The sequence below is a fragment of the Pseudazoarcus sp. NS34 genome, assembly GCF_059703725.1.
Map to the genome: position 1 here is coordinate 578,621 of NZ_BAAKIZ010000003.1, position 17,695 is coordinate 596,315.

General features: G+C 65.4%; 16 protein-coding genes. 10 read left to right on the forward strand and 6 right to left on the reverse strand.

The annotated features are described in order from the left end of the window. Positions 1 to 98 precede the first annotated feature (98 nt). Together groL and groES are read right to left on the reverse strand one after the other, a co-directional pair. Positions 99 to 1,742 carry a chaperonin GroEL gene (groL, locus tag AC6H0N_RS12820; protein ID WP_497574501.1) on the reverse strand — a complete coding sequence of 548 codons (1,644 nt, stop codon included), beginning with the start codon at positions 1,740 to 1,742 and terminating at the stop codon, positions 99 to 101. 48 nt (positions 1,743 to 1,790) lie between these two features. Then, a complete protein-coding gene (groES, locus tag AC6H0N_RS12825; protein WP_497574502.1) occupies positions 1,791 to 2,081 on the reverse strand; it encodes a co-chaperone GroES in 291 nt (96 codons plus the stop codon). Between the two features lie 276 nt (positions 2,082 to 2,357). On the opposite strand from groES, the gene AC6H0N_RS12830 reads away from it, so the two are divergent. From AC6H0N_RS12830 to garD, 8 genes are all read left to right on the forward strand, one after another. Further along, entirely contained in the window at positions 2,358 to 3,296 is a 939-nt protein-coding gene (locus tag AC6H0N_RS12830) for a 2-hydroxyacid dehydrogenase (protein WP_497574503.1), read from the forward strand. 68 nt (positions 3,297 to 3,364) lie between these two features. After that, positions 3,365 to 4,258 carry a LysR family transcriptional regulator gene (locus AC6H0N_RS12835; RefSeq protein ID WP_497574504.1) on the forward strand — a complete coding sequence of 298 codons (894 nt, stop codon included), beginning with the start codon at positions 3,365 to 3,367 and terminating at the stop codon, positions 4,256 to 4,258. Positions 4,259 to 4,561: 303 nt separating this feature from the next. After that, on the forward strand, positions 4,562 to 5,902 hold the full coding sequence (gene gudD, locus AC6H0N_RS12840) for a glucarate dehydratase (protein ID WP_497574505.1): 1,341 nt from the start codon (positions 4,562 to 4,564) through the stop codon (positions 5,900 to 5,902). Between the two features lie 38 nt (positions 5,903 to 5,940). Next, the gene (locus AC6H0N_RS12845; RefSeq protein ID WP_497574506.1) at positions 5,941 to 6,735 is read left to right on the forward strand and encodes an HpcH/HpaI aldolase family protein; all 795 of its coding nucleotides are present in this window, start codon (positions 5,941 to 5,943) and stop codon (positions 6,733 to 6,735) included. A gap of 133 nt (positions 6,736 to 6,868) precedes the next feature. After that, entirely contained in the window at positions 6,869 to 7,915 is a 1,047-nt protein-coding gene (locus AC6H0N_RS12850) for a type 2 periplasmic-binding domain-containing protein (protein WP_497574507.1), read from the forward strand. Positions 7,916 to 7,982: 67 nt separating this feature from the next. Continuing rightward, the gene (locus AC6H0N_RS12855; RefSeq protein ID WP_497574508.1) at positions 7,983 to 8,423 is read left to right on the forward strand and encodes a tripartite tricarboxylate transporter TctB family protein; all 441 of its coding nucleotides are present in this window, start codon (positions 7,983 to 7,985) and stop codon (positions 8,421 to 8,423) included. Positions 8,424 to 8,440: 17 nt separating this feature from the next. Continuing rightward, a complete protein-coding gene (locus tag AC6H0N_RS12860) occupies positions 8,441 to 9,952 on the forward strand; it encodes a tripartite tricarboxylate transporter permease (protein ID WP_497574509.1) in 1,512 nt (503 codons plus the stop codon). 28 nt (positions 9,953 to 9,980) lie between these two features. Then, positions 9,981 to 11,576, forward strand: coding sequence for a galactarate dehydratase (gene garD / locus AC6H0N_RS12865; protein ID WP_497574510.1), 1,596 nt, complete (start codon positions 9,981 to 9,983; stop codon positions 11,574 to 11,576). 77 nt (positions 11,577 to 11,653) lie between these two features. Here garD and AC6H0N_RS12870 read toward each other — a convergent pair whose 3' ends face one another. Both AC6H0N_RS12870 and AC6H0N_RS12875 read right to left on the reverse strand, forming a co-directional pair. Then, positions 11,654 to 13,384: an autotransporter assembly complex protein TamA gene (locus tag AC6H0N_RS12870; RefSeq protein ID WP_497574511.1), complete on the reverse strand. Its 1,731-nt coding sequence runs from the start codon at positions 13,382 to 13,384 to the stop codon at positions 11,654 to 11,656. Further along, positions 13,384 to 14,385: a class 1 fructose-bisphosphatase gene (locus AC6H0N_RS12875; protein ID WP_497574512.1), complete on the reverse strand. Its 1,002-nt coding sequence runs from the start codon at positions 14,383 to 14,385 to the stop codon at positions 13,384 to 13,386. The genes AC6H0N_RS12870 and AC6H0N_RS12875 overlap by 1 nt, the downstream gene beginning before the upstream one ends. 134 nt (positions 14,386 to 14,519) lie before the next feature. On the opposite strand from AC6H0N_RS12875, the gene AC6H0N_RS12880 reads away from it, so the two are divergent. Together AC6H0N_RS12880 and AC6H0N_RS12885 are read left to right on the forward strand one after the other, a co-directional pair. Further along, complete coding sequence (locus AC6H0N_RS12880) at positions 14,520 to 15,776, forward strand: D-amino acid dehydrogenase (RefSeq protein WP_497574513.1); 1,257 nt, start codon at positions 14,520 to 14,522, stop codon at positions 15,774 to 15,776. Positions 15,777 to 15,854: 78 nt separating this feature from the next. Further along, positions 15,855 to 16,430, forward strand: a complete 576-nt coding sequence (locus tag AC6H0N_RS12885) for a glycine zipper 2TM domain-containing protein (RefSeq protein ID WP_497574514.1) — start codon at positions 15,855 to 15,857, stop codon at positions 16,428 to 16,430. A gap of 70 nt (positions 16,431 to 16,500) precedes the next feature. Here AC6H0N_RS12885 and AC6H0N_RS12890 read toward each other — a convergent pair whose 3' ends face one another. Then, on the reverse strand, positions 16,501 to 16,965 hold the full coding sequence (locus tag AC6H0N_RS12890) for a ClpXP protease specificity-enhancing factor (protein ID WP_497574515.1): 465 nt from the start codon (positions 16,963 to 16,965) through the stop codon (positions 16,501 to 16,503). Between the two features lie 50 nt (positions 16,966 to 17,015). Continuing rightward, entirely contained in the window at positions 17,016 to 17,612 is a 597-nt protein-coding gene (locus tag AC6H0N_RS12895; RefSeq protein ID WP_497574516.1) for a glutathione S-transferase N-terminal domain-containing protein, read from the reverse strand. Positions 17,613 to 17,695 lie beyond the last annotated feature (83 nt).

A 17,695-nucleotide genomic window follows, 5' to 3' on the forward strand; every position in this document is an offset into this window, starting at 1 on the left:
AACAGTCGAGCATGCCGGCACGCCCATTGCACATGCGCGACACAAAAGAAAAGCCCCGCTTGCGCGGGGCTTTTCGGGCACTGCGAATGCAGGGCAAATTACATCATGCCGCCCATACCACCCATGCCACCCATGCCACCCATATCCGGCATGGCGGGCTTGTCTTCGGCGATCTCACCGATCATGCAATCGGTGGTGAGCATCAGAGCCGCGACGGAAGCCGCGTTCTGCAGCGCGGTGCGCTCGACCTTGGTCGGGTCCAGCACGCCCATCTCGACCATGTCGCCGTACTCGCCGGTAGCAGCGTTGTAGCCGAAGTTGCCCGTGCCATTGACGACGGCATTGACGACCACGGAGGGCTCGTCACCGGCGTTGGCAACGATCTCGCGCAGCGGCTGCTCGAGTGCGCGCAGCACGATCTTGATGCCAGCGTCCTGATCGTGGTTGGCACCCTTGAGCTCGCCCAGCATGGAGCGTGCGCGCAGCAGCGAAACGCCGCCGCCCGGGACAATGCCTTCTTCCACTGCAGCGCGGGTAGCGTGCAGGGCGTCTTCGACGCGAGCCTTCTTCTCTTTCATTTCCATTTCGGTAGCCGCACCCACCTTGATCACGGCCACACCGCCAGCCAGCTTGGCGACGCGTTCCTGCAGCTTCTCGCGGTCGTAGTCCGAGGTGGCTTCCTCGATCTGGGCACGGATCTGCTTGACGCGGCCTTCAATGCCGTCACCCGAACCAGCGCCGTCGATGATGGTGGTGTTGTCCTTGGCGACTTCGATACGCGCAGCCTGGCCGAGTTGCTCCAGCGTGGCGTTTTCCAGCGTCAGGCCGACTTCTTCGGCGATGACCTGGCCACCGGTCAGGATGGCGATGTCTTCCAGCATGGCCTTGCGACGGTCGCCGAAGCCCGGAGCCTTGACGGCGCAGGTCTTGAGGATGCCGCGAATGTTGTTCACCACCAGGGTGGCCAGCGCTTCGCCTTCGACGTCTTCGGCGATGATCAGCAGCGGACGGCCGGCCTTGGCAACCTGCTCGAGTACCGGCAGCAGATCACGGATGTTCGAGATCTTCTTGTCGAACAGCAGCACGAACGGGTTTTCCAGAACAACCATCTGGCGGTCCGGATTGTTGATGAAGTACGGGCTCAGGTAGCCACGGTCGAACTGCATGCCTTCAACGACGTCGAGTTCGTTGTTCAGCGACTTGCCGTCTTCAACGGTGATGACGCCTTCCTTGCCGACCTTTTCCATGGCATCGGCAATGATCTGGCCGATGTCGCTGTCGGAGTTGGCGGAAATGGAACCGACCTGGGCGATTTCCTTGGCCGTGGAGCACGGCTTGGACAGCTTGGCCAGCGCTTCGCAGGTGGCGATCACGGCCTTGTCGATGCCGCGCTTGAGGTCCATCGGGTTCATGCCGGCGGCAACGTACTTCATGCCTTCGCGCACGATCGACTGGGCCAGCACGGTGGCGGTGGTGGTGCCGTCACCGGCGATGTCGGAGGTCTTGGAAGCAACTTCCTTGACCATCTGCGCGCCCATGTTCTCGAACTTGTCCTTCAGTTCGATTTCCTTGGCGACCGAAACACCGTCCTTGGTGACGGTCGGCGCGCCGTAGCTGCGCTCGAGCACGACGTTGCGGCCTTTCGGGCCGAGGGTGACCTTGACGGCGTTGGCGAGGATGTTGACGCCGGCGACCATACGATCGCGCGCGGAATCACCAAATTTGACTTCTTTAGCTGCCATGTGAACTAACTCCTTGAATTCGTTTGAGTAACAGGACGCGAGAGAGGCTTAGCCCTCGACCACGCCCATGATGTCTTCCTCGCGCATGACGAGCAGCTCGTCGCCATCGACCTTCACGGTCTGGCCGGCGTACTTGCCGAACAGCACCTTGTCGCCAGCCTTCACGGCCATGGCACGCACGCTGCCGTCTTCCAGGATCTTGCCGTTACCGACGGCAACGACCTCGCCCTGGTCCGGCTTCTCACCGGCGGAATCGGGAATCACGATGCCGCTGGCGGTCTTGCGCTCGGCTTCGAGGCGCTTGACGATCACACGGTCATGCAAGGGACGGATTTTCATCGTTCTACTCCTGTACGGGTTCAAGCAACGCGGGCCACATGGCCCGCTCAGAAATCGAAACACCGGAAATCCGGCGGCTGGCGACTGTTAGCACTCATCACCAGCGAGTGCTAATAATAGGGACGAGGTGTTGCGAATTCAAGTCGCGGACCAAATGAAATTTTCAGCCCGCGCATGTGGCCGTATGCTTCTGCGCGTCTGGCCTGTCACGGATTGCATTTCGCAGCCCGCCTTCATCGAGACTCCGGCCTCACAGACCACTAGCGACTGAACCCGATGACCCCACACGTACTGCAGACCGGTCCGCTCTCGCCAAAGCTTGATGCGGACCTGAATACCCACTTCCACATCCACCCGCTGTGGCAGGAAACCGACCCCGCCGGCTACCTGCGCGAGCACGGCGCACGCTTCGCCGGCGTGGCAACCTCCGCGCCGGTCGGCGCTTCGACCGAGCTGATCGCGGCGCTGCCGGCGCTCAAGGTGATTTCCTGCCGCGGCGTGGGGCTCGACAGGATCGACCTGGCGGCAGCCCGCCAGCGCGGCATCGCCGTCAGCGGCACCTTCGGCGTGCTGACCGACTGCGTTGCCGACCTGGCCTTCGGGCTGGTGCTGGATGTGGCGCGCCGCCTGTCGGCGGCCGACCGCTTCGTGCGGGATGGGCGCTGGCTCGACGAGAAGTACCCGATGACCCGCCGTGTCAGCGGCAAACGGCTGGGCATCGTCGGTCTGGGACAGATCGGCCGCGCGATTGCGAAGCGCTCGACCGGCTTCGACATGGAAGTGCGCTATCACAACCGCAAGCCGGTCGCGGATGCGCCGCATGCCTTCGAGCCCTCGCTTGCGGCACTGGCGCAGTGGGCGGACTTTCTGATCGTGACGGTGGCCGGTGGCGCATCGACGCACCACCTCATCTCACGCGAGGTGCTGCAGGCACTCGGCCCGGACGGCTTTCTGATCAACGTCGCGCGCGGCAGCGTGGTGGATCAGCCCGCTCTGGTCGACGCGCTGACGGAAGGCAACATCGCCGGCGCCGGTCTGGACGTTTTTGCCGATGAGCCACAAGTACCCGAGGCGCTGCTCACGCTCGACAACGTTGTGCTGCTGCCGCACGTGGGCAGCGGCACGGTCGAGACACGCACCGCCATGGAAGACCTGGTGCTGGCCAACCTGAAGGCCTTCTTCGAGACCGGCAAGCTCCTCACGCCGGCTATCTGAGACGCTGCGGTTGCATGCACGCCGAATCGCTCCAACAATGGGGCGCCCAAACCGCAAGGCGGTCGCCCATGTTCGAGATCAGTCAGCTGCGCTGCTTCGTCGCCGTCGCCGAAGAGCTGCATTTCAGCCGTGCGGCCGAGCGCCTGAACATGACGCAGCCGCCACTGAGTCGCCAGATCCGGCTGCTGGAACATCACGTCGGCACGCAGTTGCTGGAACGTACCAGCCGCAACGTGCGGCTCACCGCCGCGGGCCGGGCCTTTCTGCCCGACGCGGCACGCATCCTGCGCATGGCCGAAGAGGCTGCCGCGACAGCCCGCCGCGTCGCCAAGGGCGAGCTGGGAACGCTGTCCATCGGCTTCACGGCCGCCTCCGGCTACAGCCTGCTGCCGCAGGTGGTGCGCCATCTGCGTGAGCTCTCGCCGGGTATCTCGCTGACCCTCAAGGAACTGGTCAGCCGCAGCCAGCTCGACGCGCTCGACGCCGGCCAGCTCGATGTCGGGCTGCTGCGCCCGCATGCGGAACACGGCGAACTCGATACGGTGGCGCTGGCGCGCGACGGGCTGGTGCTCGCCATTCCCGAGCGGGAAGCGGCCAACTGGCCGGAGCAGCCGGTGCCGGCCGACCTCAGCGGCCGGGCGTTCCTGATGTACTCGCCCTACGAGGCGCAATACTTCTACAACCTGCTGAAGAGTCTGTTCGACCGGCAGGGCGTGGTGCCCGACATCATCGAATATGTCGCCCAGATCCATACCATGCTGGCCCTGGTGCGCTCCGGCGTCGGCGCCGCGGTCATCCCGGAAGCCGCCACGCGGCTGCAGTTCGAGGGCACCGTGCTGCGCCGCCTGAAAACCGTGCCGGCCCGCCCGGTGGAAACGGTCTGTTCCTGGCGCACGGACAACGAGAACCCCATTCTCGGCATCTTCAAGACGCTCGTCCTGCCGCAGTTCATCGGCCGCTGAAGCCGGCCATCAATTCAATACTTGAATTCTTCCAGTCATCAGTTGATTTGCTCTTGAATTGATCTGATCCGAGGATTGCTCCTTACAAGAGAGCGTCATACCCGGCAACGGGCCCGACGCCAGAACACCAGGAGACAGCCATGCATCACCTCTGCACACGCCATGCGTGGGCGGCCGCGTCGCACGCGCCCCGCCCTGCCAGCCGGCCTGCATTCCCTGCCTGCGTCGCCACTCCGTCTCCCGCCTGCGCGTGACGGCGCCCTGCTGCCTGTCCGCGTCGTACCCACTTTTCAGACATCGCCCATGAACACTCGAATCTCCGGCACACCGAGCATCACCGAGCTGCGCGTCATCCCGGTCGCCGGGCAGGACAGCATGCTGCTCAACCTGAGCGGCGCGCACGGCCCGTGGTTCACGCGCAACGTCGTGCTGCTCACCGACAGCGCCGGCAACACCGGCCTGGGCGAAGTGCCCGGCGGCGAAGCCATCCGCAAGACCATCGAAGACGCGCGTCCGCTCATCGTCGGCAAGACGCTGGGGGACTACAACGCCGTGCTCAACGCCATGCGCACGGCGTTTGCCGACCGCGACGCCGGTGGCCGCGGCCTGCAGACCTTCGACCTGCGCACCACCATTCACGCCGTGACGGCGGTCGAATCCGCCCTGCTCGACCTGCTCGGCCAGTTCATGAACGTGCCGGTGGCGGCCCTGCTCGGCGAAGGCCAGCAGCGCGACGCGGTGGAGATGCTCGGTTATCTGTTCTTCATCGGCGACCGCAACAAGACCACGCTGGACTACCGCTCGGAAGCGAACGCCGACAACGCCTGGTTCCGCCTGCGCAACGAAGAAGCGCTCACTCCCGAGAGCGTGGTGCGCCTGGCCGAGGCCGCGCACGAGCGCTACGGCTTCAACGATTTCAAGCTCAAGGGCGGCGTGCTGGCCGGTGAGGCGGAGGTTGAGGCCATCCGCGCGCTGCACGCACGCTTCCCCGAGGCGCGCGTCACGCTCGACCCCAACGGCGGCTGGCTGCTGAAAGACGCCGTGCGTCTGTGCCGCGACCTGCATGGCGTGATGGCTTACGCCGAAGACCCCTGCGGCGCCGAGGAAGGCTTCTCGGGCCGCGAGGTGATGGCCGAATTCCGCCGCGCCACCGGCCTGCCCACCGCTACCAACATGGTCGCCACCGACTGGCGCCAGATGGCCCACTCGATCCAGCTGCAGTCGGTCGACATCCCGCTCGCCGACCCGCACTTCTGGACCATGCAGGGCTCGGTGCGGGTGGCCCAGCTGTGCCAGATGTTCGGCCTGACCTGGGGCTCGCACTCGAACAACCACTTCGACATCTCGCTGGCGATGTTCACGCACGTCGCGGCCGCCGCGCCCGGCAAGGTCACCGCCATCGACACGCACTGGATCTGGCAGGACGGCCAGCGCCTGACCAAGGCGCCGCTGAAGATCGAGAACGGTCTGGTGCGCGTGCCGGAGCAGCCCGGCCTGGGCATCGAGATCGACCTGGATGAACTGGAAAAGGCGCATCAGGCCTACCGCAACATGGGCCTGGGCGCCCGCGACGACGCGGTCGCGATGCAGTTCCTGATCCCCGGCTGGACCTTCAACAACAAGCGCCCCTGCCTGGTGCGCTGACCCCCACCCCGAACGCTGCAACCCGGAGACACCGAATCATGCGCGAGAACAAACTGCGAAGCATCTGGAAGGCCGGCGGCGCCGCCGTGAATGGCTGGCTGGCCATCCCGAACGGCTTCTCGGCCGAAACCATGGCCCACCAGGGCTGGGATTCGCTGACCATCGACCTGCAGCACGGCCTGATCGACTATCAGTCGATGGTCGGCATGCTGCAGGCCATTTCGACCACCTCGACCGTGCCGGTGGTGCGCGTGCCCTGGCTGGAGCCGGGCATTCTGATGAAGGCGCTCGATGCCGGCGCCTACGGCCTGATCTGCCCGATGGTGAATACCCGCCAGGACGCCGAGAACCTGGTGGCCTGGACCAACTACGCGCCGCGCGGCAGACGCAGCTTCGGCCCGGTGCGTGGCTTGCTCTACGGCGGCGCGGATTACCTGCAGCACGCCAACGACACGGTGGTGGCCTTCGCCATGATCGAAACGGCGCAAGCACTGGACAACCTCGACGACATCCTCTCGGTCGAGGGGCTCGAAGCCATCTACATCGGCCCGGCCGACCTGTCGCTGGCGCTGGGCTGCACGCCCACCTTCGACGACGTCGACCCGAAAGCCGCCGAGGCCTTCGACTACATCCTGTCGCGCGCCAAGGCCCACGGCAAGATCGCCGGCATCCACAACGGCGCGCCAGCCGCCGCGCTCAAGCGCATCGAGAAGGGCTACCAGTTCGTCACCATCGGCTCGGACGCGCGCCTGATGGCGGCCGGCTCGCAGCAGGTGCTCGGCGCCATGCGCGAGGGCATGCCCGGCGCGGTCGCCACGGCCGGCGGCTACTGAACACGCATCAAGCGATTTTCAGGAACGGGAGCAAGCGCGACCAAAGCAGTCACGCCTCTCCCGCCCGAAGAAGCGGCGGCGTCTTCCCTACCGCCAACTTGCGCAGCAACGCATCACGAGGAGACTTCAAACAATGAAAAAGCTGACCATCGCAATGAGTCTTGCGGCATCCGCCTTCGCCGCAGGCGTCACGGCACCGGCCTTTGCGGCCGACAGTGCCCTGCCCAACAACGTACGCGTCGTCATCGGCTCGACCTCCACCGGGGGCGACACCTATCAGGTCTCGGCCATCGTGGCCGAGGCCCTGTCCAAGAAGCTTGGCATCAACGCCAAGGTCGACGCGGTCGGCCCCACGGCCGCCTTCCAGGCCATCGACAAGAGTGGTGCGGACGCCAGCACCATCATGCTGTTCCACGATCAGTCCTACGCCGGTTTCCACTACGGCGTACGCGGCTTCTTCGACATCTTCGAGAAGTACCGCATCGGGCCTACCGTTGCGATCAACCCGGGTGATGCCTTCCTGGTGCCGGCCAAGTCGCCGTATCAGACCATCGACGACGTCATCCAGGCAGCGGGCAAGGACCAGCGCGTGCGCGTCGCCATTCAGCCGGGCGGCGTGTCGGCGCTGGGCTTCACGGCCATCAAGAACGCCGTGAGCGTGCGTTTCCCGGGCAAGGAAGGCAACGTCGTGGCGGTCAACACCGGCTCGCAGTCGGACAAGAACCAGCTGCTGTTCGACGGCAACGCCGACGTCATCAACGGTTCGGTGCAGGGCAACGAGCAGTACACCCGCCTGCCGGCCGACGACCAGAAGGCCATGCGCTTTGTGTGGATCACGGCGCGCGACAAGACCCTGCAGCAAGCCAACCCCGAAGGCATGGGCCAGACTTCGCGCGAGCAACTGCTCAAGTACGCCACGCCGGCCTCTTCGGTGACGCTCGACGGCAAGCAGGACTGGGCCTTCGACAAGGAGTTCTTCCTGATTTACAACAAGGACATCGATCCGAAGGCCGTCGCCGAGCTGGACAAGGCGCTGGCCGAGATCTATGCCTCTCCGGAGATCCAGGCGACGCTGAAGAAATCCTTCTTCATTCCCAACTTCATGCCGGCCGACGAGGCGCAGGCCTATCTGAAGAAGAAGTCTGACGAAACCAAAACGCTGATCGACAAGATCAAGTAAGCACCATGCGGTGCCGGCCAGCCCGGTCGGCACCGCAATCCGCGCACGCCCCGAGACGGACGAAGCAATGGAAAACATCGCAGACCTGCTGAAGGTTCAGATCGACTTCGACCGGTCGCATCTGCTGTTCCCGAACATCATCGAATGGACGCTCGCCGCCCTGGCTCTGGCCATTGTGGCGACCCACAGCCGACGCTGGCTGGCGCAATGGCGCGAAAGCCCGCTGGGGGAGCGCATGCGCGGCTGGCAGATCGACAGGCGCCGGCTGTTCGGCTGCCTGGCGCTGACGCCCGTGTATTTCGCCGCGATGGAGCCCGTTGGATCGATCTACCCCAACGTCGGCGTTGGCTTTCTGCTGACTTCCTATGTGTACGGTTTCGCGCTGTCGTGGCTGTTCGTGCATGACAACACGCGCCGCAAGACCCTGCTGATGGCACTCAATGCGCTGATCACACCAACGCTGGTGTGGCTCGTGTTCGCCCACCTTTTCCGCATCACGCTGCCCTAAGCGCGAGGACACCCGTCATGGACGCAATTCTCTCTTCGCTCGACGTCACCTACTTCCTGCTGGTGGGGCTGGGCACGATCATCGGCATCCTGTTCGGCGCGATTCCGGGCATGACCGCCACCATGGCCGTGGCCGTGTGCCTGCCGATGACCTACGCGCTGGACCTCAACCACGGCCTGGCGCTGCTGCTCGGGCTGTACGTGGGCGGCATTTCCGGCGGTCTGGTGCCGGCCATCCTGATCAACATTCCCGGCACGCCCTCGTCGATCACCACGACCTTCGACGGCTATCCGATGACGCTCAACGGCGAGCCCGAAAAGGCGCTCAAGATCGGCATCGCCGCATCGCTGTTCGGCGGTCTATTCAGTGCCGCCGTGCTGTTCTGGTTTGCCCCGACGCTGGCCGACTGGGCCATCAAGTTCTCCTACGTCGAGAAATTCCTGATCATCCTGTTCGCGCTCACGGTCATCGCCTCGCTGAGCAAGTCGCTGCTGGTCGGCATCTTCTCCGGCGTGCTGGGTATCTATGTGAGCCTGTTCGGCGTGTACAACATGAGCGCCGGCGGCAACGGCGAGTTGCGCATCATCCCCGAGGCCCTGTCGCCGTGGCTGGAGAACGGCTTCTCGCTGCTGCCGCTGCTGATCGGCCTGTTCGGCCTCTCGGTGATCTTCGAGGAAGCGCAAAAGGGCGTGCGCGACGAACACGCCGAACGCGTCAAGCTCGCGGCAGGCAAGCGCTTCCAGTGGCGCGTATTCAAGGGTCAGGGCACCAACCTGTTCCGTTCCGCATCCATCGGCACCTTCATCGGCATGCTGCCCGGCGTGGGCGGCAGCGCCGCCTCGGTGCTGGCCTATTCGCAGGCCAAGAACTTCTCCCGCGACACCGAGAAATTCGGCACCGGCCACCCGCCCGGCGTGGTGGCCTCGGAATCGTCCAACAACGGTCTGACCGGCGGCGCGCTGGTGCCGCTGCTGTCGCTGGGCATTCCGGGTGACAGCACCACGGCGGTGCTGATCGGTGCCTTCACGCTGCAGGGCATCCAGGTCGGCCCGCTGTTCATCAGCGAAAACCCGGTCACCTGGGACGTCATGATGATCGGCCTGGTGGCCGCCAACCTCGTCATGTTCCTGGTGATGTGGTTCGCCATCCGCCACATCGCCAAGGTCATCACCGTGCCGAAGTACCTGCTCTATCCCGGCATCATCATGATGTGCGTGGTCGGTGCGTATGCGATCAACAGCGGCATCATGTTCGACGTGTGGACGCTGCTGATCTTCGGCCTGGTTGGCTTCGTCGGCGTCAAGCTCGGGCTGGAGATCGCGCCCTTCATCATCGGCTTCATCCTCGGGCCGTCGGCCGAGGTGTATTTCGTCAAGAGCCTGGAGTCCTTCGGCACCTTGAGCATCTTCTTCACCAAGAGCCCGATCGCCCTCTTCCTGTGGGGCCTGATCGCGCTGTCGGTAGGCTATTCGATCTACAGTCACTGCAAGGCGCGGCGCCTGGCCGCCGCCAGCCTGACAGGCAAGTGACGGGCCGTCCCCGTCGCAGGAGAACCCCGTGAGTGCAGCAAACCCTTCCACCGCCCGCGCGCCGCTGGTCATCAGCATGCATCCGGACGACAACGTGGCCATCGTCGCCAACGACGGCGGCCTGCCGGCCGGCAGCGTGCTGGCCAGCGGCCTGACCCTGCGCGAGCACGTGCCGCAGGGGCACAAGGTGGCGCTCGCCGACCTGCCCGCCGACGCGCCGGTGCTGCGCTACAACGTCACCATCGGCTACGCGCTGCAGCCCATCGCCGCCGGCAGCTGGGTGCACGAGCGCCTGCTGCGCATGCCGGCCGCGCGCGAACTGGACGGCCTGCCGATCGCGACCCACAAGCCCGAGCCGCAGCCGCCGCTGGAGGGCTACACCTTCGAGGGCTACCGCAACCCGGACGGTTCGGTGGGCACGCGCAACATCCTCGCCATCACCACCACCGTGCAGTGCGTGGCCGGCGTCGTGGATTTCGCCGTGCAGCGCATCAAGGCCGAACTGCTGCCGAAGTACCCAAACGTGGACGACGTGGTCGGGCTCGAACACACCTACGGCTGCGGCGTGGCCATCGACGCGCCGGACGCGATCATCCCGATCCGCACGCTGCGCAACATCAGCCTCAACCCCAACTTCGGCGGTGAAGTGATGGTGGTCAGTCTGGGCTGTGAAAAGCTCCAGCCCGAGCGGCTGCTACCGCCCGGCAGCATCGCCATCCTCGACGAACGCAACATCGCCGACGTGGGCCTGACCGCCAACCCCGAGCTCGACGTGGTGTGCCTGCAGAGCGAGCATCACGTCGGCTTCATGTCGATGGTCGACAGCATCCTCAAGACCGCCGAGAACCATCTCGGCCGCCTCAACGCGCGCCGTCGCGAGACCTGTCCGGCCTCCGAGCTGGTGGTCGGCGTGCAGTGCGGCGGCAGCGATGCGTTCTCCGGCGTCACCGCCAACCCGGCCGTAGGCTTTGCCACCGACCTGCTGGTGCGCGCCGGGGCCAGCGTGATGTTCTCGGAGACCACCGAGGTGCGCGACGGCATCGACCAGCTCACTTCGCGTGCGGTCAATGCCGAGGTGGCCGAGGCGATGATCCGCGAGATGGCCTGGTACGACGCCTATCTCGACAAGGGCCGCGTGGACCGCAGCGCCAACACCACACCCGGCAACAAGAAGGGTGGCCTGTCGAACATTGTCGAAAAGGCCATGGGCTCGATCATCAAGTCCGGCACGGCGCCGATCAGCGGTGTGCTGGCGCCGGGCGAGAAACTGCGACAGCGCGGCCTGATCTACGCCGCCACACCGGCCAGCGACTTCATCTGCGGCACGCTGCAGCTCGCCGCCGGCATGAACCTGCACATCTTCACGACCGGCCGCGGCACGCCGTATGGCCTGGCCGAATGCCCGGTCATCAAGGTCGCCACGCGCACGGACCTGGCGCGGCGCTGGCACGACCTGATGGACATCAACGCCGGGCGCATCGCCGACGGCGAGATCAGCATCGAAGAGGCTGGCTGGGAGCTTTTCCACTTCATGCTGGAAGTCGCCAGCGGCCGCCGGACCTGGGCCGAAAAGTGGAAACTGGCCAACGCGCTGACCCTGTTCAACCCAGCGCCGGTGACCTGAAACCGCGCCGAAAACGCCGACGACTGAGGTAACTCAGCGCGACGATATCGAATCGACGCGCAGCCTCAGGGTCACGCTCAGAAAGCAATCGCCACCGAAAAATGCAGACGCAGGCGCTGGTCGTCGTGGCCCCACGCCAGATCGATGGCGATCGGGCCGGCCGGACTGCGCCAGCGCGCACCGGCGCCGACACCGACCTTCGGATCGAAGGCCTTGCGGGAATCGGCGGCATCGCCGATGTCGATGAAGGTGGCTACGCCCCACTGCGAATTGAGCCAGTGGATGTACTCGGCGCTGGCCGTCGCCAGGTAGCGCCCGCCCAGCGTGGCGTCGCCTTCCTGCACGCCCAGGCTCTCGTAGTCATAGCCGCGCACCGATTGCGAACCGCCGGTGCGGAACAGGTAGTCGAGCGGAATGCCCTCCCGACTATCAGCCAGCGTGACGCCAAGCTCACCGCGCAGGATCAGCGTGTCCTCGCCAATCGGCAGGTATTTCACGGCGCGACCATAGATGCGCAGGAAGTCCTGATCCGACATCAGCGACTTGGCGCCGCCGCCGATCTCGCCGCGCAATACATAGCCGTTGCGCGGATCGAGGGGGTCATTCACGCGCAGCCGCGTCCATGACACGCTGGCGGTGAGCGCCTTGTTGGTGGCCGCGTCGCCACCATCCGGACGCAGGCGCTCGCGCTGGTAGCGCAGCGACAACGCGGTTTCGTCGTCACCAAAAGTCCATGCGCGCACCGCCCCGATGGCATAGCGGTCGGTACGCAAGCCCTCGATGTCAGTCGCCTCGACCATGGCGCCGAAGCTGTCACGCACGTTCTCGCGCGTAGGCGGCAGAAAGATGTCGGCGAACAGACTCTGGCGCTTCTGCTCCAGCCGCAGGCCGGTGTCCAGCTCCCAGCCGCGATCCATGAAATTCACGTCGCGCCAGCCGACTTCGGCCCGTGCACCGGTGTTGGTGGACAAACCTGCGCCCAGGGCCAACCGCCTGGATTGGGCCTCGGACACCAGCACGCGCACCGGCACGGCATCGGCCAAGGCGCGATCACGCGGGATGTCGACGGACACCGAGGCGAACTGCGGCAGGTTCTGCAAGGTGCTCTGCAGCGCCAGCAGGCGCTCGCGATCAAAGGCCTCGCCCTCCTGCAGCGTGAAGTAGCGTTCGACGAAATCGTCCGGCAGACGCTCGATGCCCTTCACTTCGAGCGCACCGATTCGGAACGGCGGGCCGGAATCGACGGTGACGGCCAGGCGCACGGTGGCGGCTTCGGCGTCGACCTCGGCGCGGCTGGCCGCGATGCGCGCAGTGGCGTAATCGCGTGTCGACACGCCGTAGAGCAGCGACTGTTTGGCAGCGTCCCAGGCCGACTGGCGAAAGACCTGACCGGGCTGCAGCGTCCACGCTGCCCGCAGGCTCTCGCGCCGGGCCGCGGCTTCCGCTCCGTCACCGGCAAGATGCCCTTCAAACGTGATGTCGGCAGCCGTCACGCTGGCGCGCTGCCCCGGGTCGACCTCGATACGCCAGCGCTCGGGCGCCTCACGTTCGAAGTCGATGCTCGGCGCGAAATACCCCTCGGTGGCGAGCAAACCGGCGATGTCCCGACGCGAACGACGGATCAGCGCGATGCGATCGGCAATGCGTTCGGGCACGACTTGCTCGGCACGCAACAGGCGCACGTGCTGCTCAAGCAGCGGACGCAACTCATCGGGCGCATCGAGCGTTACGACAAAGCGCCCCTCCTGCGCCAACAAAGGCGCAGAGAACAGCAGGAAGACGAGAAATAGCGCGACGCGGACTGACATCAACCCTCGCGGTAGTAGTCGGCGACGCGCTCGACTTCAGCGGTCGAGCCCAGTACTACCGGAATGCGCTGGTGCAGCTCGGTCGGCTGCACTTCCATGATGCGTTCGCGACCGGTGCTGGCCGCGCCGCCGGCCTGCTCGATGACCATGGCCATCGGGTTGGCTTCGTACATCAGGCGCAGACGGCCGCCCTTGTCGCGGCATTTTTCGTCCAGCGGGTACATGAACACCCCGCCGCGGGTGAGGATGCGATGCACGTCGGCCACCATTGCCGCCACCCAACGCATGTTGAAATCACGCCCGCGCGGGCCGGCCTTGCCCTGCTCCAGTTCATCGATGTAGCGCTTGATCGGCGCTTCCCAATGACGGTAGTTCGAGGCGTTGATGGCGTACTCCGACGTTTCGTGCGGGATGGTCATGAACGGGTGGGTGTAGATGAAGCTGCCCATCTCGCGGTCGAGCGTGAAGCCATGCACGCCGTCACCGATGGTCAGCACGAACATCGTGGACGGGCCATACAGGCCATAGCCGGCGGCGACCTGTTCGGTGCCCGGCTGCATGAAGGCGGCTTCCGTCGGCTCGCCGTCGGACGGCGGATTCTTGAGCACCGAGAAGATGGTGCCGACCGAAATATTCACGTCGATGTTCGACGAGCCGTCGAGCGGATCGAACAGCAGCAGGTAACCGCCCTTGGGGTAGTCGAACGGGATCTGATGCACCTCTTCGACTTCCTCCGAGGCCATCGCGGCGAGGTGGCCACCCCACTCGTTGGCCTGCAGCAGGATGTCGTTGGCGAGCACGTCGAGCTTTTTCTGCGCCTCGCCCTGCACGTTGTCGCTGCCGGCATTGCCGAGCACGCCTGCCAGAGCGCCTTTTGAAATGGTGACGCTGATGGCCTTGACCGCACGGGCCACGACTTCGATCAGCAGGCGCAAGTCAGCGTTGATGCGGCCTGCACGCTGTTGTTCGATCAGATGCTGGGTAAGGGTGACGCGTGCCATGCGAGGCTCCAGAGTGGTCCGGTCAAGCCGGGAGCGGAATGAAAGGATAGAATTATCCCGCCTGCGGCCCGCTCCGACCAGCATCAAGAAGAAACCGTGATGTCGGACCGCTCAATTCCCCCTCCTGATCCTCTATGCACGTAATGGTTCTCGGTGCTGGCGTTACCGGCGTCACCACCGCCTGGTATCTACTGCAGGCCGGCTTTGAAGTCAGTGTTGTCGACCGCCAGCCCGGCCCGGCGCTGGAGACGAGCTTCGCCAATGGCGGGCAGATTTCCGTCAGCCATCCGGAGCCATGGTCCGGCCCGACCGCGCCGATGATCGCGCTGCGCTCGCTCGGGCGCACCGACGCGCCGCTGCGCCTGAACATCGGCCTAGAGCCCACGCGCTGGCGGTGGATGCTGCGCTTCCTTTACGAGTGCCTGCCGGCACGCCACCACCGCAACGCCCACGCCATCGCCAGCCTGGCGGTGTACAGCGCCGAGTGCCTGCGCGTCCTGCGCGCCGACACCGGCCTGCACTACGACGAACGCACACGCGGCATCCTGCACCTGCTGTACGACACGCGCGAACTTGAGCACGCACGGGCGCGCATGCCGCTGCTGACCGAACACGGCATCCGCTGCACGCTGCAAAGCCCCGCGGAATGCGTCGAGGTCGACCGTGCGTTGGCGAATATCGCGCCGCGGCTGGCCGGCGGTCTGTATGCACCGGACGACGAATCAGGCAATGCGCGTCTGTTCACCACGGCGCTGGCCGAACGCGCGGCAAAACACGGCGCGCGCTTTCACTTCGACACCGAAATCACCGGGCTCGAGCGCCGCGCCTCACGCATGCATGCCGTCAAGGTGCGCACGTCTGGGGCCCCCGCGCAACTTGAGGCCGACGCCTTCGTGATGTGTCTGGGCAGCCACGGCGCACGCCTGCTGGCGCCGCACGGCGAGCGCCTGCCGATCTACCCGGTCAAGGGCTACTCAGTGACCGCGCCGGTGGTGGACACCGCCCGCGCGCCCAGCGTGAGTCTCACCGACGAATCACGCCGCCTGGTGGCCTCACGCCTGGGTGACACGTTGCGCGTCGCCGGCACGGCCGAAATCAGCGGCTACGACGCTTCGCCGGATGCGAGCCGCACTCGCCCGCTGCTGCGCTGGATCGACGATCTCTTCCCCGGCGCCTGCGACACCGCGCGCGCCGAGCACTGGGCAGGGCTGCGCCCGTGCACGCCGTCCTACGTACCGATCATCGGTCGTTCAAAGCTCGACGGCCTATGGTTGAACACCGGTCATGGTTCGCTGGGATGGACACTGGCCTGCGGTTCCGCCAGCGTCCTGACCACGCTCGTGCAGGGTGGCACGCCTGCGGTCAGCGGGTTCCCGCTGCACGGTGCCTGAGACGCCTTGCAACTTATTGCATCCCTGCACTGCCACCACTGCTAGATTAAAGGTGTTGTCCTAACACCGGAGATCACCATGCACACCCCTTCGTTCAGAAGTCTGCTCGTGTGCGTCAGCGCCACGCTCATCGGCGCCACACCGCTGCTTGTTTCCGCGGCACCCCCGGCGCATGCCCCGGCCCATGGCTGGCGCGCCAAGAACGATCCGTCCTACCCCGGCTACACCGGCAAGAAGTGGGAGCGTGACTATGGGGTCATCGATGGCCGCTGTGATCGGCGCAGCGTGGCGGCGGTGGTCGGTGGCGTCGTGGGCGGCGCGGTGGGCAGCCAGATCGGCGACGGCAGCGGACGTGTCATCGCCATTCTGGCCGGCACCGTGATCGGCTCGATGATCGGTGCCGAAATCGGCTCGCGCATTGATCGCGCGGACGAAGCCTGTATGGCGCACAGCCTCGAACTGGCACGCGACGGCCAGGCGGTGCGCTGGGCCGGCGACGACGGGCTGCAATACGCGCTCACACCGCTCGGCCCGTACCGGGATCAACCGGATTGCCGGGTGTTCTCGCTGGATGTGAGCGGCGCTGCGCGCAGCGCAAAGCGTGGGGTAGGTTGCCGTCGCAACGACGGCAGCTGGACGCTGCGCGGGCTGTAAGCCCGGACACGCAGCGAATGTTGTGCGTAACGCTCGTTTCGGGCGCTACGCACAACACGATTCGCAGAAATTACTTGATGACTTTCAGATGGGCGCCGCGGCCACCTGCCCGCGGCGGCTCGTCGTCGGGCGGAGGCACTTCGTCCTGGGTCTCGTCGGCAGCGGCGTGCACGTCCTCGGCAGCATCCGCCTCTTCCTGCTCCGGATGCAGCTCGAAAGCCACACCCTGAGTGAAAGCGAGCCCGCGGCCGTTCTCGCGCGCATAGATCGCCAGCAGATTGCCGTACGGCAACCACAGGTCGTGCGCGGCACCACCAAAGCGCGCCTGAAAGCCGATACCTTCGGGCGAGAAATTCAGCCGGTTGGTCGCGCTCGGATCGAGGTTGAGCACGATCTGTCCCTCACGCGCATAGCCGGGAGGCACCAGCACATCGCCGTCGACACGGACCACGACATAAGGCGTGAAGCCGCTGTCGAGGCACCACTCGTGGATGGCGCGAACAAGATAGGGGTGCGTGGAAGCTGCAGGATTCATGGTATGTCCCGGCGGCTGCCCGGCCGAAGCCGGGCTAGCTGCCGATGCGCTCAGCGGCGCATCACCTTTTCGGAAGGCGTCAGGGCGTCGATGAAACCCTGACGGCTGAAGATGCGCTCACCGTACTTCATGATGCCGGCAGCCGTCTTCGGCAGTTCGATACCGTAGTGCTCAAGACGCCACAGCAGCGGCGCGATGGCCACGTCGAGCATCGAGAACTCATCACCCAGCATGAACTTCTGCTTGGTGAACAGCGGAGCGAACTGGACGAGCTGGTCGCGCACGGCGGCGCGGCTCTTGTCGGCGGCCTTCTGACCCTTTTCGAGCTGATCGATATGGGCGAACAGCTCCTGCTCGAAGCTGTGCAGCAGCTGGCGCGCCCTGGCGCGCAGGATCGGATCAGGCGGCATCAGCTGCGGATGCGGAAAGCGCTCGTCGATGTACTCGTTGATGATGTTGGCCTCGTACAGCACCAGATCGCGGTCAACGAGCACCGGCACACGGTTGTACGGGTTGATCACGGCGATGTCTTCGGGCTTGTTGTACAGATCGACGTCGATCACCTCGAAGTCCATGCCCTTCTCGAAGAGCACGATCCGGCAACGGTGACTGAAAGGGTCAGTCGTCCCGGAATAAAGGGTCATCATGAGATTGAAACTCCCGATTCAAAAAAATACCCCCACGCTCGCCCGCGATCGCGGACTCGCACCCCCCCAAGGGGGCGGTCTTG